This window comes from Mesorhizobium sp. ESP6-5 (assembly GCF_020164695.1).
GTDB classification, from domain to species: Bacteria; Pseudomonadota; Alphaproteobacteria; order Rhizobiales; family Rhizobiaceae; genus Mesorhizobium; species Mesorhizobium australicum.
Genome location: NZ_JAIUGR010000011.1, coordinates 59,893 through 79,988, shown reverse-complemented (window position 1 = coordinate 79,988; position 20,096 = coordinate 59,893). Strand labels below are relative to the sequence as shown.

Here is a 20,096-nt window from a genome sequence, read left to right as displayed (position 1 = left end):
AATGTCGGGAATTTGCCCATCGCGCAGGCGTTCGCCTGGCTCAGGAGCGCTCGAACGACACCAGGCCCTCATCCTTGACGCGGCGGATGGTGAGCGCGGTGCGCACCGTGTCGACGTTCGGCGTCGAGGTCAGTTCCTCGATGACGAAGGTCTGGAAGGCGCCGAGGTCGCTCGCCACGCAATGCAGCAGAAAGTCGGATTCGCCCGATACCATCCAGGCATCGCGCACGATCGGCCAGCCGCGCGTACGCTCGGCGAAGATGCGCAGTTCGGCATCGGCCTGGTGATGCAGCCCGACCAGGCAGAAGGCAACGACATCGAGGCCCAGCGCCGGCGCGTTGAGCAGCGCGCGGTAGCCGCGAATGATGCCGGCTTCTTCCAGCCGCTTGACCCGGCGCAGGCAGGGCGGTGCCGAAATGCCGACGCGGTTCGAGAGCTCGACATTGGTCATGCGCCCGTCCGACTGAAGCTCGCGCAGGATCTTCCAGTCGATGGCGTCAAGATCGGCCTTGAGGGGCATCAGGGTTCTCGATGATCAGTGTGGCGCAAGAATCTTTCGCTATTTTGTAATTAAACGACTTTTGCGTCGAAGCCAGCCCTCGTCGACGCGATTGTGGACAGGTAACGAAAGCGGCCATCGCGCGAATATCCATAGGGGCCGAAGCTTTCCGGGGACGACGGTCCGTTCGTCTTGCTGGCGTGGTTTGCAGCCCTTACATTAAGAGCGATATTCCACGTCTTTTTCCAAGGCACACTCGCTGTCCGCCCCCGCAGAGGCTCCAAATGACCACCAAGCACGCGCCCGTTCTCATCATCGGTTCCGGTCCGGCCGGCTATACGGCGGCGGTCTATGCCGCGCGGGCCATGCTGAAGCCGATGCTGGTCGCCGGTCTGCAGCAGGGCGGCCAATTGATGATCACCACGGATGTCGAGAACTACCCCGGCTTCGCCGATCCGATCCAGGGACCGTGGCTGATGGAGCAGATGCTCAAGCAGGCCGAGCATGTCGGCACCGACATCATCAACGACATCATCACCGAGGTTGACCTCAACGTGCGGCCGTTCCGCGCCAAGGGCGATTCCGGCACGACCTACACGGCCGATGCGCTGATCATCGCCACCGGCGCGCAAGCCAAGTGGCTGGGCATTCCGACCGAGCAGGACTTCATGGGCTTCGGCGTTTCCGCCTGCGCCACCTGCGACGGCTTCTTCTATCGCGGCAAGGATGTCGCGGTGGTCGGCGGCGGCAATTCGGCGGTGGAGGAGGCGCTCTATCTGTCCAACCTCGCCAAGAGCGTTACCGTCATCCACAGGCGCTCGGATTTCCGTGCCGAACGCATCCTGCGCGAACGGTTGTTGAAAAAGGACAATGTCCGCGTCATCTGGGACACGATCGTCGACGAGATCACCGGCCGCCCCGGCAAGGCACCGCTGCCGCCTTCGGTCGAAGGGCTGAAGCTCAGGCATGCCGTGACCGGAGCCGAGAGCCACCTCAAGATCGACGGTGTCTTCGTGGCCATCGGCCATGCGCCCGCGGTCGAGCTGTTCGCGGGCAAGCTGAAGCAGAAGCCGAACGGCTATCTGTGGACAGCGCCTGATTCGACGCGCACCGACGTGCCCGGCGTGTTCGCCGCCGGCGACGTGACCGACGATATCTATCGGCAGGCCGTGACAGCGGCGGGGCTGGGCTGCATGGCCGCGCTCGAAGCGGAAAAGTATCTGGCCGGCATCGAGGTGCATCGCGAAGCAGCGGAATAGGGGCCGCCGCAGACTGTATAAAACGGCTTAGAAACGCCGTGTAAAAGCCTGATTTTTCATTCAGACGCCAACCGGAACGAGGGGAAATCATGGCGTTGGACTGGGACAAGCTACGCGTGTTTCACGCTGCGGCGGAAGCGGGATCGTTCACGCATGCGGCCGAGACGCTGCATCTGTCGCAATCGGCGATCTCGAGGCAGGTCAGCGCGCTCGAACATGATGTCGGCGTGCCGCTGTTCAACCGCCATGCGCGCGGCCTGGTGCTGACCGAACAGGGCGAGATGCTGTTCCGCACGGCGCATGACGTGCTGATGAAGCTCGAGACCATCAAGTCGCGGCTGACCGAGACCAAGGACCGGCCGTCCGGCGTGCTCAGGGTAACGACGACCGTTGGCCTCGGCGCCGGCTGGCTGACCGAGCGGGTGCAGGAGTTCATCGAACTCTATCCCGAAATCAGCCTGCAGCTAATCCTCGCCAACGAGGAACTCGACCTCACCATGCGCCAGGCGGATTGCGCCATCCGGCTGCGCCAGCCGCAACAGCCGGACCTGATCCAGCGCCGCCTGTTCACCGTGCATTTCCACCTTTACGCAGCCCCCTCCTATGTCGCCAAGCACGGCAAGCCGAGCTCGGTCGCGGAGCTGAGAACCCATCGCATCGTCACCTTCGGCCTGCCCGTGCCGTCGCATCTGTCGGAGTTGAACTGGCTGGAGACGGTCGGCGATTTCGAGAGCGGCCAGCGCGTGCCGTCGCTGCAGATCAACGACATCCTGTCGATCAAGCGCGCCGTGCAGGGCGGCGCCGGCATCGCCATGCTGCCGGACTATGTGATCAGCAAGGATTCGGGCCTGGTGCAGCTGCTGCCGGAGACCGAGGTGCCGTCCTTCGACACCTATTTCGCCTACCCCGACGCGATGAAAAACCAGGCCAAGCTGCACGTGTTTCGCGACTTCATCATCGCCAAGGCCAGAAGCTGGTCGTTCTAGCTTATCCTTTCCAAGGCGTAATCCGCGGCAGCCAGCCCGGTACGTTGCGGCGGTAGGCCTCGTATTCGGCGCCATAGCGGCCGGCGAGCGTCGGCTCCTCGTAGAGCTTGACGAAGATGACCATGGCAGCCGCCGCGATTGCCGCGTAGGCAGCAATCGACCAGCTCGAGAACAGCAGCGCCTGACCCAGAATGATCGACAGCACGGCGACATACATGGGATTGCGGACATGGCGGTAGATGCCGCCGATCACCAGCCTTTCGGTCGGTGCGACGGGGGCGGGCGTGCCCAGCCCCTCCAGCGCGAAGCGGGCGAAGGCATGCAGCAGCACCGCGGCCGCGGCAATGACGAGCATGCCGCCGGTGAGCGCAAACGAGGGCAGGGGCGACCATGGCAGGCCCCAGCGATCGCTAAGCAGCCAGGGAACCAGCCCGGCGACAACGCCGGGAGCCGCAATCAGGAAAATGCCGCTGCCGGCGATCGCCGAAAACCTGCGCAATGGTCGATCCTCGCTTGACTGCCTTGGAAATGAACCGCCGCTGCCTCATTCCACATCATCAGTGTTTTTCGGCATTCGGGAGCAAAATCGGTCGGGATCGGCGTTTTCGAGACGACAATGACCCGAAATCGCGCCTCATTTTCACGATTCTGCTGGTCCTATTGGCTTCTGGAATGGGTTGGACCACAGCCTGTGCCTTTTTGCATGTGTGTGTTGCAAAATAGATGCTTGTTTCTTGGGCATGAAGAGCACATATAGAGATCATCTCCTGGACGCGTTCTCCTCCCATTAGCGTCCTCGAGTGTTCCCCTCTGGAGGTTAGCCTTAACAGGCACTTCCAATCAAACTCAGCCGGATCTTCGTTGATCCGGCTTTTTTGTTGCCTGCATGCCACTGGGATGGCTGAAAAATTCACCAGAATTGCCGCGTAACAGTGTCATGTAACCTCTGGTAACATGACAAGGACACCCTCCATCTGCTAAGTGGATGATAGGACGCGGTGTGGTTCGGACGGGAGATGGGGGCATCACTCGTACGGCCCGGGCTCAGGCGGCTACCGCGTCCGAACCTTTTGCGCCGAAGCGCGGTGACCTCGACATGCGGCGGACCTGCCGTTTTTCCTCCCGAGAAAACGGTCCGCAAACAAAACGACGTCCGGCCCCCCGGGCGTCGTTTTTGGTTTTCGCCCCCTCGATCGTTCGAGGGGGGCTCCACATGATTCGAAATCGGGCACCGGGCGAAATCAGGCAGCCTTGCCGTTGGCGTTCATCGCTTCGTCGGCGAGACGACCAGTCAGCTCGGCCATGTGATCGAAAACGGCGCGGTAGCTGGCAACGCCTGACGTGGCCGAGCGCAGCTCGATAATCAGATCGCCGATCTCGGCCTGCGGCATGGTCGCCTCGACGACGTCCCATCCCGGCCAGTCGGGCCGCGCGTCATAGCCGAGGATCTGGCCGCGCCGCTGCGGGATCAGCGCGATGATCTTCGATGTCGCGTCCGACGGCGTGACGATCTCTACCTTCATCACCGGTTCCAGAAGCACCGGCGAGCAGGCGGCCATGCCTTCCTTCATGGCGAGCTTGGCCGCCATCTGGAAGGCCATGTCGGAGGAATCGACCGCATGGTACGAGCCGTCCGACAGGTTGACCGCGACATCGACCACGGGGAAGCCGAGCGGGCCGGATTTCAGGTAGTCACGTATGCCTGTCTCGACCGACTGGATGTAGGTCTTGGGCACGACGCCGCCGGTGATGGTGTCGGTGAACTGGAAGCCGGAGCCGCGCGGCAGCGGCTTGATCTCGATGACGACATCGCCGAACTGGCCATGGCCGCCCGACTGTTTCTTGTGGCGGCCGCGCTGCTGCACCGGCTTTCGGATCGTCTCGCGATAGGGCACCGCCGGCGCATGGCCTTCCACCGGTATCTGGTTCTTGCCCTCCAGCCGCTCGCGCACGACGCGCAGATGCATCTCGCCATGCCCTGACAGCACGGTCTCGGCCGAATCCTGGTTGTGGCGCAGGCTGAGCGAGGGATCCTCCTCTGCCAGGCGCTGGATGGCGGCCGACATCTTGACCTCGTCCTTGCGCTCCCTGGGGCGCAGCGCGAAGGCGAAGACCGGCTGCGGCGGCTCGACATCGAAGAGCTGTTTGGCACCGCCCTTGGCCGAGGTGAGCGTCTGGCCGGTCTTGACCGCGTCTAGTTTGCCGAGCGCCACGGTGTCGCCGGTCCTGGCGGCGCTCAGCTTGACCTGTTCCTTGCCCAGCATCCGGTAGATTCCGGAAACCTTGGCGGTGTCGCCGCCGGGCAGCCACAGTTCCGAGCCGTCGGCGACCTGGCCGGACAGGATGCGCGACACCGACAGCTTGCCGCCATGCGGCGTGTGGATGGTCTTCATCACCTGGACCACCGTCGCATTGCCGTCCGGGGCGCCGAGCCGCATGCGGGTCGCCTCGATGTCGGGCGCATCGTGGCGGATCGTCTTCAAGAGGCGCAGCACGCCATTGCCTTTCTCGGCGGTGCCGATCAGCACCGGCGTCACCGCGCCTTCGCGCAGATCGGCGGCGAGATCGTCGAAGATCGCGTCCTTCGGCGGCTCTATCTCTTCCAGCAGCTGCTCCATCAACTCATCGTCGTGATCGGCCAGCGTCTCCAGCATGGAGAAGCGCGCCTCCAGTTCGCGCGCCTTGTCGTCGCCCGGTATCTCGGCCACCTCGCTTTCGGCATATTCGCGGTAGATGTAGGCGCGCTCCAGCGCCAGATCGATCGAGCCGATCACGACGCCGTCCTTGCGCAGCGGGATCTGGCGCAGAAGCAGCGGCGCCGCGCTTGTCGGCTGCAGCATCTTCAGCGTATCGCGCACGCCCGCGATCGCCTTGTCGACCTTGTTGAGGAACAGGATGCGCGGCACGCCGAGATCGTCGAGCTTGCGCATGATGAGCTGCAAGGCGGGGATTTTCTTTTCGTCGGCCTCGGCCACGACCACCGCGACGTCGCAGGCGGCCAGCACCGGTTCGGCCTCGAAGGAGAATTCGATCGATCCGGGGCAGTCGATGAAGGTGAACTGCTCGCCCATGAACTCGGTGGTGGCGATCGACGCCTCGACGCTCATGGCGTGGGCGCGGGCCTCGGGCGAATGATCTGAAACAGTATTGCCTGAGGAAACCGGGTTCTGGCGGGGAATGGCGCCGGTACGGGCCAATATGGCTTCGAGAAGTGTCGTCTTACCGCTTGCGAAGGGACCGACTATGGCAATGCATTTCGGTCCCGTGCGTCGTCCTCCGGCGCGAGTACCCATGACTGACCTCCACTCAGGCGTTTCCTGGGGACCGACTGGCATTCATGGTTCAGGCCAGGGTCAATCGGTCCTGAGCGGCGGCCGGCCTGTTCGACCGTCGCGGGCGGTCTGTTTCGACCTGCCCGCGATTATCGTCCCACTTGTTTGCCGGCAGGGCAAGAAAAATAGGGAGCAGGCACGGCCGGCCCTCTCAGGCGCTGAGCGCGAGCGGTTCGGCCGAGCGCCCGTCAAGCAGCGCGAGCTTGCCGCGAGGCACCGGCCTGCCGAAGAAATAACCCTGGAAGCGATTGCACCCGGCCGCCTTGGCGAGAGCGAATTCTTCTGCCGTCTCCACGCCTTCCGCCACGATGGTGACCTCCTGGATGCGCGCGATCTGCGCCAGCGCCGAGACGAATATCTGTGCCACCTGATCGTGAGCGAGGGCGCGGATGTAGGAGCGATCGATCTTGATGATGTCGACGGGCAAGGTCTTCAGATAGTTGAAGCCGCAATGGCCGGTGCCGAAATCGTCGAGGGCGATGTGAAAGCCGAGGCCACGCAATGCCTCGAGGCGCCGCAGGATCTCGGGCGTGGCGGCGGTCGCCACCGTCTCGGTGATCTCGATGATGAACTGTGATGCCGACCGGCCAGTGTCCTTCAGCACGCGGTCGCACATGGTCACGATCTCGTCACGCTTGAGCTGCTCGCCGGAGACGTTGATGGAAATGCGGCGGCCGGCGAACTGGCCGATGTCGGCACAAGCCCGCTTGAACACCCATTCGCCGAGCATGTCGATCAACGTCGATCGCTCGGCGATCGCAATGAACTCGGCCGGCGCGATCAGCCCGCGAACCGGGTGGCGCCAGCGGATCAGCCCCTCGAACGCCTCGGTGGAACCGTCCGGGCCGACGATCGGCTGATAATGCAGTTCGAGTTCGCCCAGATAGACCGCGGCGCGCAATTCCCGTTCGACCAGCCGCCGGTAGCGCTTGTCGGACAGCATCTCCTCGTCGAAGACGGTGACGCGGCCACGGCCCGCCGCCTTGCTTTCATAAAGCGCCAGATCGGCAACCAGCATCAATTCCGTCGTGTTCGAGGCATGGGCCGGCGCCAGGGCGACGCCGATCGAAATGGAGAGCGGAATGGTCTTGCCTTCATGCGATTTGCCGGCGCGCATGGCATCCAGCAATCGTCTGACATCCTTGTTGATGGCCGCCAGGTCGCCATGGGGAATGATAACACCGAATTCGTCGCCGCCGAGGCGTCCTACCATGGCGCCGGCAAAGATGCGCTCCGCGGTCTTGACCAGATGCGCCAAGGTGAGGTCGCCGAACTGGTGTCCGAACGTGTCGTTCAACTGCTTGAAATGGTCGAGGTCGATCAAGAGCAAGGCTGCCTCGCGCCTGTCGCGCCTGGTGCCCAGGCCTTCGCGCAGCGCTTCGAGGAAATAGCGTCTCGTCGTGGCGCCGGTCATCGCATCCCTGGTGAGGAAATGATGTTTCTCGGCTTCCGCAGCGGCGGCCGACTGGAGACGATGGACGACGCTGCTGCGCATGTACATCAATGCCAGCAAGGCCAGGCTCGTGGCCAGGATCGAGATGGCGAAGGCACCGCCGGCTGACAGGTCTTGCGAGACGTCGAAAGCGCCAAGCACCGCCGCGCCGGTGCTGATCACGAGCAGCGACTGGATACCGCGATAGATCCGGCCGCTATGGTCCTTGATCGTCGCCAGTATGCTCATCCGCCAGCCCCCGCAATGCAGGCCAACGGCTAGTGCGCAGCCGTTAAGAAGACATTGAATTCCCGGGCATTTCGCTTGGCGGTCCCGTGCCGGCAAGTGTCATGGTTAAGAAATCAGGCCTTCGTCCAAGCGAGGTGACAAGGGCGGTTGCATCAGAGCCGATCCAGACCGAGAATGCGGCTCACTTCGCGGGCCGGCATCTCACCGGCAACCACCAGTTCCAGGGAACAGACGATGAAGATCATTGCTTGCGGCAGCGTGCCGACCGTTATAGCGCCGGAAAAATTTTTCACCGGCCGGGTTCTGCAGACGCCAATCATCGAGAAGGAGCCGCCAGCGCGGCTCAGGGCCACGCTGGTCAGTTTCGAGCCCGGCGCGCGCACCCACTGGCACACGCATCCGCTTGGCCAGACGCTTTATGTCACCGCAGGCGCCGGCCTGGTCCAGACATGGGACGGGCCGATCCAGGAAATCAGGGCCGGTGACGTCATCTCCTTCGCGCCTGGCGAGAAGCATTGGCATGGCGCGGCGCCGAAATCGGCAATGACGCACATCGCCATGCAGGAGGCACTCGACGGCGTCCATGCCGACTGGCTGGAAGAGGTGACCGCGGCGCAATATGGCGGCTGATTGCTGTATCCACAAAACCCGGCGGTAACGCCTGACAGCGGTGACGCCGGGTTTGTTTCGGATCTACCAGATCAGGTCAGCGATGCCGTGAAGCGCTGGATGCGCGTGCAGGCTTCCTCCAGCAGCGTCTCCGAGGTGGCGTAGGAGATGCGGAAGTTGGGGCCAAGGCCGAAGGCCGAGCCGAACACCACCGCGACGCCCTCGGCCTCGAGCAGTTCCGAGCAGAAGGCCTCGTCGCTGTCGATCATCTTGCCGGCCTTGGTCTTCTTCCCGATCAGCTGGGCGCAGGACGGATAGACATAGAAGGCGCCTTCCGGCGACGGGCAGGTGATGCCGCGCGCCTGGTTGAGCATCGAGACGACGAGGTCCCGCCTGCCTTGAAAGATCGCCTTGTTCTTGGCGATGAAATCCTGCGGGCCATTCAACGCCTCGACCGAAGCCCATTGCGCGATGGTGCAGGCGCCGGAGGTCTGCTGGCCCTGGATCATGTCCATCGCCTTGATCAACTGGACGGGACCGGCGGCGTAGCCGATGCGCCAGCCGGTCATGGCATAGGCTTTCGAGACGCCGTTCATGGTCAGCGTGCGCTCGTAAAGCTTGGGCTCGACCTCGGCGATGGTCTTGAAGACGAAGTCGCCATAGGTCAGGTGTTCGTACATGTCGTCGGTCAGCGTCCAGACCTGCGGGTGCTTCAGCAGCACGTCGGCGAGCGCCCGCAGTTCGGCCTCGCTATAGGCCGCGCCCGACGGGTTCGACGGCGAGTTCATCAGCAGCCATTTGGTCTTCGGCGTGATTGCCTTTTCCAGCACCGCCGGCGTCAGCTTGAAGCCATTGTCGATCGAGGTGTCGGCAAATACCGACGTGCCGCCGCAGATCGCCACCATTTCGGGATAGCTGACCCAGTAGGGGCGGGGGATGATGACCTCGTCGCCGGGGTTCAGCGTCGCCATGAAGGCGTTGAACAGGATCTGCTTGCCGCCGGTGCCGACGATGGTCTGCTCGGGCTTGTAGTCGAGATTGTTCTCGCGCTTGAATTTTTTCGCGATCGCCTCGCGCAGCGGCACGATGCCCGAAACCGGCGGGTATTTGGTCTCGCCACGGCGAATGGCCTCGATCGCCGCATTCTTGATGTTGTCGGGCGTGTCGAAATCGGGCTCGCCGGCGCCAAGGCCAATGATGTCCCGGCCGGCATTTTTCAGCTCGCGCGCTTTCTGCGTCACCGCGATGGTGGCGGAAGGCTTAACGCGGGAAAGGGTGTCGGCAAGAAAGGCCATGACCTTTTGTCTCTCCAAAGGATCGGCGCGGCCAGGAGCGGCCGCGGCGCTTCTCATGTCGCAACATTCCCGTCAGCGCAAGCCTTGTCGGCTGGGCCAGGTGGGGCAGCGCGGTCAATGAGGCGTGATCGGCAAAAGAAAGTTCATTAACGGGCGGTAGAGGCTTGCATGGCAGGATCGCGGTTCAATTCCGCCAGGTCGCGGAGCGAGGAACCTTTGTCGCGCAGCATCGGACTTGCCCATATCACCCGTCATGATGACGGCACCTCGAGTGGTGTCTGGGGCATTTATACGCTGCAAAGCGCTTTTCAGCCGATCTTTGCCTTCAACGAGGGCAAGCTTTCGGTTGCCGCCTTCGAAGGGCTGATCCGCCCGTTTCGCGACGGCGAGCCGCAATCGCCGATGAGCTTTTTTTCGACCTGTCCGGCGGCCGACCGTCTGCATGTCGAGGCGCTGACCAGGACGCTGCATCTGCTCAATGCCGGCGCCTGCCTGCCGCAAGAGGCGTCGATCTTCATCAATTTCGACCCGTCGGTGTTCACCGAGCGCGCTGTCGCCGACAATGCCTTGCGTGACATGCGGCTGGTGCTGCAGGAAGCCGGCATCGATCCGGGCCGCGTCGTTTGCGAGGTGACGGAGCAGAGATCGGCATCGCAGGAAACCCTGCACGGCTTCGTCGCCGCGCTCAGGGCCAACGGCTTCCGGATTGCCGTCGACGACTATGGCGCCGACGATTCCGACATCACCCGCGTCAAGGAATTGCGCCCCGACATCGTCAAGTTCGATGCGCACTGGATCACGCAACTGATGGAATCGGGCGCCGGTTTCGCGCTGCTGACATCCATGGTGAGGAGCTTCGAGGACCAGGGCATCCGCACCGTGTTCGAAGGTATCGAGGAAGGCTGGCAACTGGAGCTGGCGGAACGATCGGGCGCCTCGATGGTCCAGGGCTATGTGCTGGCCCGCCCAGAACTGGCGCCGACGAGTTTCCGCGCTTTCGGCCAGGGCAGTCCCGAGCCGGTTCCTCCCCCAAGCCATGCGCCCGCTCCCCCCGCCGTCGCGCCGCGCACCGGGCGGCCCGCAAAAGCCTTCGGGCGCAAGGTGGCGCCATGAGCGTCGAGCGGCGGCGCACCGTCGGCGATGCGATCTTCGTCGACGAGATCGGCATCGAATGTGGCATCCATGGCGACTTCCGCCTGCGCAGCGCCTACCAGCCGATCTACGCCCCGCGCGGCGGCAGCTTGCATCCGGTGGCCGTCGAGGGCCTGATCGAACCGCACCGCGCCGGCCGGCCAGTGTCGCCGCGGGTGTTCTTCGACAGCGTCGCGGCTCCGGAGCGGCTGTACGTCGAAACAATGTGCCGGGTGCTGCATCTGAGGAATTTCCACAATATCGGGGTCGACGGGCTCGACCTGTTCTTCAATTACAATCCCCTGGTCAACGACCATGCTGGACGGGCGCTGGCCGAGATCCGGCTGATGAGCCGGCACCTCGATGAACTCGGCCTGGCGCCGGCCATGCTGGTGTGTGAAATCACCGAGCAGGCGGCGGACGATGCGCTGCTGGCCAGGCTGGTGCGTGAAATGCGGCGCGACGGCATCCGCATCGCCATTGACGATTTCGGCACCGGCCATTCGACCGTGGAGCGAGTGAGCCTGCTTCAGCCCGACATCGTGAAGATCGATGGCGGCTGGTTCGCGGAATTCTGCCGCCACGCCGCCGCGGAACGCTTCTTCCGCCCGCTGGTGTCCAGCCTCCACGATCGCGGTGCCAAGGTGCTGGTCGAGGGCATCGAGCAGCCCACCCATCTGCGTGTCGCGCTCGAAGGCGGGGTCGATTTGCTGCAGGGCTTTCTGCTTGGGCGTCCGGCGCTGGCCGGCACCATCTTCAACGAAGAGCCGCTTGCCGTCGATGCGCTGCTGGGCTTCGACAACAAGGTCGTGCCATTGCATAAGCGGCGCTGATGGTCGCGCCAAAACAAATCATTGGTTGAGGATGGCGCCGCTGCGATAATCCGCTCGCAGAAGCAGCGCTCCGGGGAACCATGATGATACTTTACAGCATGATCGATAGCGGCAATTGCTACAAGCCGCGCTTACTGATGGCCAAGCTCGGCCTGGCCTTCACCACCGTCGAGGTGAGTTCGCATACCGGCGATACGCGCAAGGCCGATTTCGTCGCCAAGAACCCCAACGCCATGGTGCCACTGCTGGAACTGGACGACGGCCGGCGGCTGGCAGAATCCAACGCCATCCTGCTCTATCTCGCCGAAGGCACACGCTTGCTGCCCGCGGACAAATATGAGCGCGGGCTCGCTTATCAGTGGCTGTTCTTCGAACAATACAGCCACGAGCCCTATATCGCCGTGCGCAAGGCGCTGCTGACCTTTCCGGAACGCGCAGCGGATGCCACGCCGGAGCGGCTGGCTGTGACGCTGGAGCGCGGCAACAAGGCGCTTGGCGTCATGAACACATATCTCGAAAACAACGCCTTCTTCGCCGGCCGCACATTCAGCATCGCCGACATCGCGCTCTATGCTTATACCCACACGGCGGAGCAGGGCGGGTTCCAACTCGACGCCTATCCGGCGGTGGTCGCCTGGCTCGGCCGCGTGGAGGCGGACCCGGGGCATGTGCCGATCGAATGGGTGGGGTAGGGCGGCCGGTAGTTGGCGAAAGCGGTGCCGCAGCGTCCTTCTCCCCGTATAGAGACGGGGAAAAGGACAGCAGCTTCGCCAAACCCCAGACAAATAAAAAGGCGGGATAAATCCCGCCTTCCCATTTCGGTAGCCTGATTGGGAGCGTCCGGTCCGGGCTGGCAGCTATCTGCTGTTCCAGCTTGTCGGCTCTTTCCGCTCCGGCGCGCTTCTCGCGCGACCGTCAGTACATCCGTGACTTGCCGCGCGCCCCGAACTCTCGTCCGGCGCGCGCCATTTTCAAAATCAGGCTGCCTTGCTCAGAGAACCAGCGGACGACTTGCCGGTGCGGCGGTCCTGCTCGATCTCGAAGTTGATCTTCTGGCCTTCGACCAGGGTCGACAGTCCAGCGCGCTCGACAGCCGAGATGTGGACGAAAACGTCCGCGCCGCCGCTGTCAGGCTGGATGAAGCCGAAACCCTTGGTGGCGTTGAACCACTTGACCGTTCCAGTTGCCATAAAAATAGTCCTTCACATTTGCTTTGGTATGACCGGACCGAAGTCCAGCCGGTGTGCATCGAGATTTTGGAGATAGACGTCAGCAAACGCGAAGATCGCGAGGCCCGGATCGATCGGCCGAAATATCAATGGGGCTGATATAGGCTGCTTTCGCACAAAAAACAAGACTGCGTGAAAACGTCGTGATCCGGGGCCGCCCAACGGCCGCCCCAATCTGGTGAAACCGTGGCGCAAGATCGTGCCGTCCCGGGCGGCGGATCGAGGGGAGAGGACCATGAAAACCATCCTGCTTGCCGCCTGCCTCACGCTGGTGGCCGCCCAGGCGCAGGCCATCTCGCGCTACGACCCCACACGTCTGAGCTGCGGCAAGGTCCAGTCGACGATCGCGCGCCAAGGTGCGGTTATCCTTCGCTATCAGTCGAACCGGGTGCCGGGGCTGCCGCTCTATGACCGCTATGTGCAGAGCCAGCGGTTCTGCACCATCGGCGAGGTGCGGACACGCGCCTATGTGCCGAGCGCCGATACCAAGTCCTGTCCGGTGTACAACTGCAAGCGGCGGGACAATGAGCATTTCAGGCATCGATTCATCCGGCGCCATTAGCACCCGGGAGCGGCTCACTGCTCTCAAAAGCCGAAGGACACCTGCGCCGGCGGCGGCGGGCCGACATGCACGCCTTCCATGGCCAGCATCTTTTCCTTGGTGGTCGAGCCGCCGGGCGCCGAGAAGCCGCCGATCTTGCCGCCGGCGGCAAGGATGCGGTGGCACGGGATGACCAGCGGCACCGGATTGGCGCCAAGGGCCGCCCCTGTTTCGCGCGGCAGGCCGGCATGGCCGGCGCGCTTGGCGAGTTCGCCATAGGTGGTGGTTTCGCCGTAGCCGAGTTTTCGTGCCGCGTCGTAGATGGCGAGGCGGAAATCGTCGATGCCGTCGAGGTCGACGGGAAAGCCGGTGAAATCGACGTCCTCGCCCGCGGCGTAAGCCTTGATCGAGGCGATCAGTTCGACCACCCATGACGGCTGGGCCGTGGAGGCGGAAATGCCCGCATGGCGCATCAGCCGCCGCTCCACCGCTTCGCGGCTGCGTTCGGGCAGGCAAAGCCGGATCAGGCCCTTTTCGCTCCAGGCGATGCCCATGAAACCGATCACTGTTTCTAACACTGCGTGGCCGGCCGTGATCGAAGATGTCGTTTCCATGCTGCGCTCCTTTCCGCAAAGCGGCGAAATCCGGGATTCCTGCCGGTACATATCAGGAACAATATGGCATCGCTGCCTGCATCCCGCCACCCGAAAACCACCAGATGGCCCCGATTGCTACCCAGGAATCGCTGGTGTAAGGAAAATCTTAACACCCGACAAACCGGACACCGAACGCGGCTTGCCAGCAAAACAAACCCTTATCGCCATCGGCATGATCGTGGCGGCTGCCGGCATCAGCGGCTGCACCTCGACCTCGCAAATGAAGGCCGCGCCGTCGCTGACTGAAACCGCGACCGTTGCCGGCAGCGATGCCGGCTTCACCATCCCCTTGCCGGAAACGGTTTCGGTGCTGCCGCAATCCTCCGGAATCAGCCCCGTCCAGACCACCGAGTCGACTCCAAGCGCGGGTGCACCGGCCCTCGATGCCGTCGCCCAGCCGGCCGCGGCCTTTGCCGGGGCGACCCCAACCGCGCCTGCCGTGCCCGCCGTGATGGCCGCCAATGCCTGGCAGGCGCCGGCCCCGGCGAAAGCCGGCCGGCCGATCCAGTCGGCGGAGACCTATACGACCGCTGGGCTCATCGTGCCGGCGGTTGCCAAGGGCGGCCAGAAACTGCCTGGCGTGCAGCAGGTGGCCTATGTCGTGCCGCAGAACCCGGCTGCCCTGGTGCAGTTCCCGTCGGCGCCGGTCGAGCCGGAGCAGCATGCGACCGGCATGCGCGGCGACGTCGACCGGCTGATCGTCAAATACGCCGCCTTCTACCAGGTGCCGGTCGATCTGGTGCGCCATGTCGTCAACCGCGAAAGCACCTACAATCCCAAGGCCTACAATAACGGCCATTGGGGGCTGATGCAGATCAAGCATGCGACGGCGCGCGGCATGGGCTATGATGGGCCCGCCAAGGGGCTGTTCGACGCCGAGACCAACCTCAAATACGCGGTCAAATATCTGCGCGGCGCCTGGCTGGTGTCCAACGGCAACGCCAAGAAGGCCGACTGGCTCTACCAGACCGGCTATTATTTCGACGCCAAGCGCAAGGGCCTGCTCGAGGCGACCGGCCTCGGCGTCGACCGCAAGCGCGGGCGCCTTCAGCCCGACGCCTGAGCGCGATGCCCGAACCGCGCCCGCCGGCTCCGAACGACATCCGGCTGCGCAAGATCCTCGACGAGACACTCGTTCCACCGCATTGGCCGGACGGCTTCGTCATGCGCTCGTTCGAGCGCGGCGACGCGCTGGCCCTGCATGCGTTGCTGGGCGAAGTGTTCGACGACGGCACGGACGGCCCCTTCGACGAATGGTGGCCGCGCATATCCGAAGACCCCGCATTCGACCCGGCGCTGTGTTTCCTCGTCATCGACGCCAAGGGCAGGCTGGCGGCGGCTGCACTGTGCTGGAGCTCGGCGTTCGTCAAGGATCTGGCCGTTCATCCCGAGGCGCGCGGCAAGGGTGTCGGTGAAGCGCTGATGTGGCACGCCTTCGCCATTTTTCGCGACCGGGGCGCCGCCCATGTCGACCTCAAGACCAATACGCTCGAGAACCCCGCCGCCGTGCGGCTTTACGAGCGGCTGGGCATGAGGCCCGTCGCCTGGGAAGGCTGACTGGCGGCGATGGCTGTTCGGGAACCCAAGGCGCTGCTCCGCATTCAATGAACGGTGGGGTCCTGACCGGCTGCCGGTGCCGTGCGCCGCCGGCTGCCAAGGGAGATCCACCGCGATGAAGCTTTTCCACGCATGGCTGGCGTTGAGCGTCGTCGTCGTGCTCGCGGCGGGTCCGGCGCGCGCGGTCGAGCTGTCGATCGTGTCGGGCGACACCGGCAACGGCCTCAAGGTGCTGCGCGAGATCCTCGACCGCTATGAGAAGGAGAGCGGCGACACGGTCACCATCGTCGCCATGCCGTCGTCCGGGACCGACCAGTTCGGCCAGTACAGGCTGTGGCTCGCCGCCGGCAACAGCGACGTCGACGTCTACCAGACCGATGTCATCTGGGCGCCGCAGCTCGCCAGCCAGTTCGTCGACCTGACCCAGGCGACCAGGGATGTCGTGGCCAAGCATTTCCCGTCGATCATCCAGTCGCAGACCGTCGACGGCAGGCTGGTGGCGCTGCCGATCTTCACCGATGCGCCGGCGCTCTACTACCGCAAGGACCTGCTCGACAAATACGGCGCCAAGGTGCCGGCCACCTGGAAGGAGCTGGGCGACACCGCCAGGCTGGTGATGGACAAGGAGCGGGCGTCGGGCAACAGGAATATCTGGGGTTTCGTCTTCCAGGGCAACGCCTATGAGGGGCTGACCTGCGACGCGTTCGAATGGGTGGTGTCGAATGGCGGCGGCCATATCGTCGAGCCGGATGGCGCGATTTCAATCAACAACCCCCAAGCGGCGGCCGCGCTCGATATGGCGAAGGCCTGGATCGGCACCATCGCCCCGCCCGGCGTGCTCGCCTACCAAGAAGAGGAGGCGCGCGGCGTGTGGCAGACCGGCAATGCGGTCTTCATGCGCAACTGGCCCTATGCCTATGCGCTGGGCAACAGCCAGGGGTCGCCGATCAAGGGCAAGTTCGATGTCGCACCGCTGCCGGCGGGCACGGGCGAGGGCGCCCGGCCGGCGGCGACGCTCGGCGGCTGGAACCTCGCGGTCTCGAAATATTCCAAGCACCGGGATGCGGCGATCGAGCTGGTCAAGTTCATCGCCTCGCCGGCAATGCAGAAATACCGCACGCTCAAGACCGCCAACCTGCCGACCATCCAGGCGCTCTATGACGATGCCGACATCGCCCGGCAACAGCCGATCATTCCACACTGGAAAGAGGTCTTCCTCAATGCCGGGCCACGGCCCTCGGCGGTGACCAGGAACAAGTACAACGAGGCGTCGAGCCAGTTCTGGAACGCCGTCCACAAGACCTTGTCCGGCGAGGGCAGCGCCGCCGACAATCTGGCCGACCTCGAAGCGACGCTGACCCGGCTGAAAGGCAAGGGCTGGTGAGCGCGCACCCGGCCGATGCGCGCTCTGGTTCGAGCCTGACGCGCCAGCGTGTGCGCTCGGCATGGCTGTTTCTGGCGCCGATGCTTGTGGTGCTCGCCGCCGCTGCCGGCTGGCCGCTGGCGCGCACGGTCTATTTCAGCTTCACCGACGCCTCGCTGTCAGACCTCGACGCCCGGCAATGGGTCGGCTTGGCCAATTACGTCTCGGTGCTGCGCATGCCGAGCGGGCGGGTCATCTACGACGGGCTGCTTCTCGACCCGGTCTGGTGGGGCGCCGTTTGGAACACCGTGCGGTTCGCGGTGGTTTCGGTGACCTGCGAGACGATCCTCGGCATGGTCGTCGCCCTGGTGCTCAACGCCGAATTCCCCGGCCGCGGCATCGTCAGGGCGGCGATCCTCATCCCCTGGGCGATCCCGACCATCGTCTCGGCGAAGATGTGGCAGTGGATGCTGAACGACCAGTTCGGCATCATCAATGTCGTGCTCGTCAATCTCGGTCTGATCGACCACAAGATTGCCTGGACCGCCAGCGCCGACACGGCGATGGCGGCGGTGCTGATCGTCGACATCTGGAAGACGACGCCCTTCATGGCGCTGCTGATCCTTGCCGCGCTGCAGATGCTGCCGCGCGAGATCATCGAGGTCGCCAGGCTGGACGGCGCCAATCCCTGGCAGATCTTCTGGCGCGTGACCTTGCCGCTGATCCGCCCGGCGGTGATGGTGGCGGTGATCTTCCGGGCGCTCGATGCGCTGCGCATCTTCGACCTGATCTATGTGCTGACGCCCAACAATGCGCACACCAAGTCGATGTCGGTGTTCGCCCGCGAGAACCTGTTCGAGTTCGACAAGTTCGCCTATGGCTCGGCCGCCTCGACCTTGCTCTTCCTCATTCTCGCTCTGCTTACCATGCTCACCATCCGCATCGGCAGGCTAAGCCTGGACGGAGGCCGCTGAGATGTGGCTGCTGAAGCGCATGGGTTTTTATCTGCTGGTCGGAGCAATCGTGCTGATCGCCTTGTTCCCGTTCTATTACGCCATCGTCACCAGCCTGAAATCGGGGACCGAGCTGTTCCAGGCCGACCTGTGGCCGAAGGTGCCCAACCTCGGCAATTATCGCAACGTGCTGTCCGAAGGCGCCTTCCTGCGCAACCTGCTGAACTCGCTGGTGGTTTCAGGCGCGGTGGTGGCGCTATCGCTGTTCCTCGGCGTCACCGCGGCCTACGCGCTGGCGCGTATCCGTTTTCGCGGCCGCCCGGCATTGCTGTTCGCCATCCTGTCGGTCTCGATGTTCCCGCAGGTGGCGGTGCTGGCCGGGCTGTTCGAGCTGGTGCGGCTGTTCGGCCTCTACAATTCGCTCCTCGCGCTGATCTTCTCCTACATGATCTTCACGCTGCCGTTCACCGTCTGGGTGCTCACCGCTTTCGTGCGCGACCTGCCGGTGGAGGTCGAGGAGGCGGCGATCCTCGATGGCGCGACGCCGTGGATCATCATCACGCGCATCTTCCTGCCGCTGATGTGGCCGGCGCTGGCGACCACCGGGCTGCTGGCCTTCATCGGCGCCTGGAACGAGTTCCTGTTTGCGCTGACCTTCACCTCAAACGACGCGCGGCGGACCGTGCCGGTGGCGATCGCGCTGCTTTCGGGCAATTCGCAGTTCGAGATACCCTGGGGCAATATCATGGCCGCCTCGGTGATCGTCACGGTGCCGCTGGTGGTGCTGGTGCTGATCTTCCAGCGCAAGATCGTCTCCGGCCTCACCGCCGGCGGGGTCAAGGGGTGAGGAGCGGTCGGCGGAGCCGATCAATCGACAACGATTTGTCGATTGAAGCGACGAACGCCCGAAGCCATAGCGGAGGGCAGGGCATCCTCAGATATCGGGCGCGTTGCCGATCTTCTGCTTGATCTCCAGCGCCCAGGCGCGGCCCTCGTCGCCACCCCATAAGAGCCAGGCGATGGTGCCGGCCGAAGGGTTTTCCTCATTGCCGTAATTCTTGCCGCGCTTGTCGACCTCGTGGCGGGCGAAGTAGCTGACCATGCGGCGGATGGTGGAAGGCGCCAGCTTCTCGCGGTTCTTCAGCTCCGTCGCCCGCGCCACGCCGATCTCGGTGCCGCCACGGCCGAACTGCTTGCGCAGCCGCAGGCCCTTGGCGGCATTGTCGGCCACCACTTGCGGGCAGCGCAGGTCGATCTCGTCGGCTTCGTGCATTCTTCTCTCCACTCGCAGCTGTAGCCGATAACGGGGATGTGGCAAGGCCGGGCCTGTCCCGATGCGAAATGTCGGGACTGGTTCCGGCCAAACGTCCTTGGTCGCAGAGCAACCGCGCCGGGACGCCGGCGCGCGGAACCAAGGAGCCGATCATGATCACCTTTCCCAACGAATCCGCCAGATACCGCACCGCACGCGAAAAGCTGCTGAAGAAGGAAATCGAGCTGCGCCGCGCCATGGAAGCCGTGGCCGAGGCGCGCCGCGCGTTGCCGCCGGGCGGGCTGGTGCCGCAGGATTATGTATTCGACGGCCTCGATGAAGCCGGCAAGCCCGCCAGGATAAAACTGTCGGAGCTGTTCGCGCCCGGCAAGAACACGCTGATCCTCTACAACATGATGTTCCCGCGCCATCCGCGGGAGACGCGCGACGTCGCGACCAGCGGCGGCACGGCGAAGCTCGCCCGGCCCGACCAGCCATGCCCGTCCTGCACCGCCCTGCTCGACCAGTTCGACGGCGCGGTCGGCCATCTCGAAGCGGCCGGCTTCAATTTCGTCGTGGTGGCCAAGACGGCGCTGGAAAACCTCGTCACGCTCGGCCGCGATCGCGGTTGGCGCAACATGCGGCTGGTCTCGTCGGCCAACAACAGCTTCAAGCGCGACTACAATGCCGAGGATGCGGACGGTGCGCAGATCCCGCTGCTGTCGGTGTTCCACCGCGATGCTGACGGCATCAGGCATTTCTGGTCGTCGGAACTCGGCTTCGCGCCGACCGAGCCCGGCCAGGACCCGCGCGCCATCGGCACCTGCGAGATCCTGTGGAACCTGATGGATTTCACGCCGGAGGGCCGGCCGAATTTCGGCGAGCAGCTGCAATATGGCGAGGCGTGCTGCCACTGAGGA

Annotated in this window: 21 protein-coding genes; 13 read left to right on the top strand and 8 right to left on the bottom strand. The window is 64.1% G+C overall.

Going from position 1 to position 20,096, the window contains the following annotated elements; translation table 11 throughout:
- Positions 1-40: 40 nt before the first annotated feature.
- On the bottom strand, positions 41-520 hold the full coding sequence (locus LB524_RS19110) for an Lrp/AsnC family transcriptional regulator (protein ID WP_023770207.1): 480 nt from the start codon (positions 518-520) through the stop codon (positions 41-43).
- A gap of 263 nt (positions 521-783) precedes the next feature.
- Here LB524_RS19110 and trxB point away from each other — a divergent pair, with 263 nt between their 5' ends.
- Together trxB and LB524_RS19100 are read left to right on the top strand one after the other, a co-directional pair.
- Positions 784-1,758: a thioredoxin-disulfide reductase gene (trxB, locus tag LB524_RS19105; protein WP_127873462.1), complete on the top strand. Its 975-nt coding sequence runs from the start codon at positions 784-786 to the stop codon at positions 1,756-1,758.
- Positions 1,759-1,847: 89 nt separating this feature from the next.
- Positions 1,848-2,744: a LysR family transcriptional regulator gene (locus LB524_RS19100; RefSeq protein ID WP_023770205.1), complete on the top strand. Its 897-nt coding sequence runs from the start codon at positions 1,848-1,850 to the stop codon at positions 2,742-2,744.
- A gap of 1 nt (position 2,745) precedes the next feature.
- Here the strand turns inward: LB524_RS19100 and LB524_RS19095 are convergent, their stop codons facing one another.
- The 3 genes from LB524_RS19095 to LB524_RS19085 all read right to left on the bottom strand — a co-directional run bounded on the left by LB524_RS19095 (position 2,746) and on the right by LB524_RS19085 (position 7,757).
- A complete protein-coding gene (locus LB524_RS19095) occupies positions 2,746-3,243 on the bottom strand; it encodes a methyltransferase family protein (protein WP_224529294.1) in 498 nt (165 codons plus the stop codon).
- Between the two features lie 742 nt (positions 3,244-3,985).
- The gene (locus tag LB524_RS19090) at positions 3,986-6,037 is read right to left on the bottom strand and encodes an elongation factor G (protein ID WP_224529289.1); all 2,052 of its coding nucleotides are present in this window, start codon (positions 6,035-6,037) and stop codon (positions 3,986-3,988) included.
- A gap of 190 nt (positions 6,038-6,227) precedes the next feature.
- Positions 6,228-7,757, bottom strand: a complete 1,530-nt coding sequence (locus LB524_RS19085) for a putative bifunctional diguanylate cyclase/phosphodiesterase (RefSeq protein ID WP_015316168.1) — start codon at positions 7,755-7,757, stop codon at positions 6,228-6,230.
- A gap of 234 nt (positions 7,758-7,991) precedes the next feature.
- Here LB524_RS19085 and LB524_RS19080 point away from each other — a divergent pair, with 234 nt between their 5' ends.
- Positions 7,992-8,387, top strand: coding sequence for a cupin domain-containing protein (locus LB524_RS19080; protein WP_224529287.1), 396 nt, complete (start codon positions 7,992-7,994; stop codon positions 8,385-8,387).
- A 71-nt stretch (positions 8,388-8,458) separates the two neighbouring features.
- Here LB524_RS19080 and LB524_RS19075 read toward each other — a convergent pair whose 3' ends face one another.
- Entirely contained in the window at positions 8,459-9,661 is a 1,203-nt protein-coding gene (locus tag LB524_RS19075) for a pyridoxal phosphate-dependent aminotransferase (protein WP_224529284.1), read from the bottom strand.
- 216 nt (positions 9,662-9,877) lie between these two features.
- Here LB524_RS19075 and LB524_RS19070 point away from each other — a divergent pair, with 216 nt between their 5' ends.
- The 3 genes from LB524_RS19070 to LB524_RS19060 all read left to right on the top strand — a co-directional run bounded on the left by LB524_RS19070 (position 9,878) and on the right by LB524_RS19060 (position 12,317).
- Positions 9,878-10,774: an EAL domain-containing protein gene (locus tag LB524_RS19070; RefSeq protein WP_041163693.1), complete on the top strand. Its 897-nt coding sequence runs from the start codon at positions 9,878-9,880 to the stop codon at positions 10,772-10,774.
- Positions 10,771-11,625: an EAL domain-containing protein gene (locus LB524_RS19065; protein ID WP_015316172.1), complete on the top strand. Its 855-nt coding sequence runs from the start codon at positions 10,771-10,773 to the stop codon at positions 11,623-11,625. The genes LB524_RS19070 and LB524_RS19065 overlap by 4 nt, the downstream gene beginning before the upstream one ends.
- 83 nt (positions 11,626-11,708) lie before the next feature.
- Positions 11,709-12,317: a glutathione S-transferase family protein gene (locus LB524_RS19060; RefSeq protein ID WP_015316173.1), complete on the top strand. Its 609-nt coding sequence runs from the start codon at positions 11,709-11,711 to the stop codon at positions 12,315-12,317.
- A gap of 285 nt (positions 12,318-12,602) precedes the next feature.
- On the opposite strand, the gene LB524_RS19055 is transcribed toward LB524_RS19060, so the two are convergent.
- On the bottom strand, positions 12,603-12,815 hold the full coding sequence (locus tag LB524_RS19055) for a cold-shock protein (protein WP_015316174.1): 213 nt from the start codon (positions 12,813-12,815) through the stop codon (positions 12,603-12,605).
- Between the two features lie 274 nt (positions 12,816-13,089).
- Between LB524_RS19055 and LB524_RS19050 the strand changes: the two genes are divergently transcribed.
- Positions 13,090-13,416 carry a hypothetical protein gene (locus LB524_RS19050; RefSeq protein WP_224529281.1) on the top strand — a complete coding sequence of 109 codons (327 nt, stop codon included), beginning with the start codon at positions 13,090-13,092 and terminating at the stop codon, positions 13,414-13,416.
- A 23-nt stretch (positions 13,417-13,439) separates the two neighbouring features.
- Here LB524_RS19050 and LB524_RS19045 read toward each other — a convergent pair whose 3' ends face one another.
- Entirely contained in the window at positions 13,440-14,009 is a 570-nt protein-coding gene (locus tag LB524_RS19045) for a methylated-DNA--[protein]-cysteine S-methyltransferase (RefSeq protein ID WP_140617758.1), read from the bottom strand.
- A gap of 181 nt (positions 14,010-14,190) precedes the next feature.
- Here LB524_RS19045 and LB524_RS19040 point away from each other — a divergent pair, with 181 nt between their 5' ends.
- The 5 genes from LB524_RS19040 to LB524_RS19020 all read left to right on the top strand — a co-directional run bounded on the left by LB524_RS19040 (position 14,191) and on the right by LB524_RS19020 (position 18,771).
- Entirely contained in the window at positions 14,191-15,114 is a 924-nt protein-coding gene (locus LB524_RS19040; protein ID WP_224529278.1) for a lytic transglycosylase domain-containing protein, read from the top strand.
- A 5-nt stretch (positions 15,115-15,119) separates the two neighbouring features.
- On the top strand, positions 15,120-15,608 hold the full coding sequence (locus LB524_RS19035) for a GNAT family N-acetyltransferase (protein ID WP_224529276.1): 489 nt from the start codon (positions 15,120-15,122) through the stop codon (positions 15,606-15,608).
- A gap of 115 nt (positions 15,609-15,723) precedes the next feature.
- Entirely contained in the window at positions 15,724-16,992 is a 1,269-nt protein-coding gene (locus LB524_RS19030) for an ABC transporter substrate-binding protein (protein WP_224529273.1), read from the top strand.
- 80 nt (positions 16,993-17,072) lie between these two features.
- The gene (locus LB524_RS19025; protein ID WP_224529548.1) at positions 17,073-17,945 is read left to right on the top strand and encodes a carbohydrate ABC transporter permease; all 873 of its coding nucleotides are present in this window, start codon (positions 17,073-17,075) and stop codon (positions 17,943-17,945) included.
- 1 nt (position 17,946) lies between these two features.
- On the top strand, positions 17,947-18,771 hold the full coding sequence (locus LB524_RS19020; RefSeq protein ID WP_224529270.1) for a carbohydrate ABC transporter permease: 825 nt from the start codon (positions 17,947-17,949) through the stop codon (positions 18,769-18,771).
- 87 nt (positions 18,772-18,858) lie between these two features.
- On the opposite strand, the gene LB524_RS19015 is transcribed toward LB524_RS19020, so the two are convergent.
- Positions 18,859-19,197 (bottom strand): hypothetical protein, encoded by a 339-nt coding sequence (locus LB524_RS19015; RefSeq protein ID WP_015316182.1) that lies wholly within the window; start codon positions 19,195-19,197, stop codon positions 18,859-18,861.
- Positions 19,198-19,349: 152 nt separating this feature from the next.
- Here LB524_RS19015 and LB524_RS19010 point away from each other — a divergent pair, with 152 nt between their 5' ends.
- On the top strand, positions 19,350-20,093 hold the full coding sequence (locus LB524_RS19010) for a DUF899 family protein (protein WP_224529267.1): 744 nt from the start codon (positions 19,350-19,352) through the stop codon (positions 20,091-20,093).
- The last annotated feature ends 3 nt before the right edge of the window (positions 20,094-20,096 follow it).

Bases quoted from the DNA above. Each gene is read 5' to 3' on its own strand.
- LB524_RS19110 (WP_023770207.1), bottom strand. From the start codon at position 520: ATGCCCCTCAAGGCCGATCTTGACGCCATCGACTGGAAGATCCTGCGC.
- trxB (WP_127873462.1), top strand. From the start codon at position 784: ATGACCACCAAGCACGCGCCCGTTCTCATCATCGGTTCCGGTCCGGCC.
- LB524_RS19100 (WP_023770205.1), top strand. From the start codon at position 1,848: ATGGCGTTGGACTGGGACAAGCTACGCGTGTTTCACGCTGCGGCGGAA.
- LB524_RS19090 (WP_224529289.1), bottom strand. From the start codon at position 6,037: ATGGGTACTCGCGCCGGAGGACGACGCACGGGACCGAAATGCATTGCC.
- LB524_RS19085 (WP_015316168.1), bottom strand. From the start codon at position 7,757: ATGAGCATACTGGCGACGATCAAGGACCATAGCGGCCGGATCTATCGC.
- LB524_RS19080 (WP_224529287.1), top strand. From the start codon at position 7,992: ATGAAGATCATTGCTTGCGGCAGCGTGCCGACCGTTATAGCGCCGGAA.
- LB524_RS19075 (WP_224529284.1), bottom strand. From the start codon at position 9,661: ATGGCCTTTCTTGCCGACACCCTTTCCCGCGTTAAGCCTTCCGCCACC.
- LB524_RS19065 (WP_015316172.1), top strand. From the start codon at position 10,771: ATGAGCGTCGAGCGGCGGCGCACCGTCGGCGATGCGATCTTCGTCGAC.
- LB524_RS19060 (WP_015316173.1), top strand. From the start codon at position 11,709: ATGATACTTTACAGCATGATCGATAGCGGCAATTGCTACAAGCCGCGC.
- LB524_RS19055 (WP_015316174.1), bottom strand. From the start codon at position 12,815: ATGGCAACTGGAACGGTCAAGTGGTTCAACGCCACCAAGGGTTTCGGC.
- LB524_RS19050 (WP_224529281.1), top strand. From the start codon at position 13,090: ATGAAAACCATCCTGCTTGCCGCCTGCCTCACGCTGGTGGCCGCCCAG.
- LB524_RS19045 (WP_140617758.1), bottom strand. From the start codon at position 14,009: ATGGAAACGACATCTTCGATCACGGCCGGCCACGCAGTGTTAGAAACA.
- LB524_RS19035 (WP_224529276.1), top strand. From the start codon at position 15,120: ATGCCCGAACCGCGCCCGCCGGCTCCGAACGACATCCGGCTGCGCAAG.
- LB524_RS19030 (WP_224529273.1), top strand. From the start codon at position 15,724: ATGAAGCTTTTCCACGCATGGCTGGCGTTGAGCGTCGTCGTCGTGCTC.
- LB524_RS19025 (WP_224529548.1), top strand. From the start codon at position 17,073: ATGCTTGTGGTGCTCGCCGCCGCTGCCGGCTGGCCGCTGGCGCGCACG.
- LB524_RS19020 (WP_224529270.1), top strand. From the start codon at position 17,947: ATGTGGCTGCTGAAGCGCATGGGTTTTTATCTGCTGGTCGGAGCAATC.
- LB524_RS19015 (WP_015316182.1), bottom strand. From the start codon at position 19,197: ATGCACGAAGCCGACGAGATCGACCTGCGCTGCCCGCAAGTGGTGGCC.
- LB524_RS19010 (WP_224529267.1), top strand. From the start codon at position 19,350: ATGATCACCTTTCCCAACGAATCCGCCAGATACCGCACCGCACGCGAA.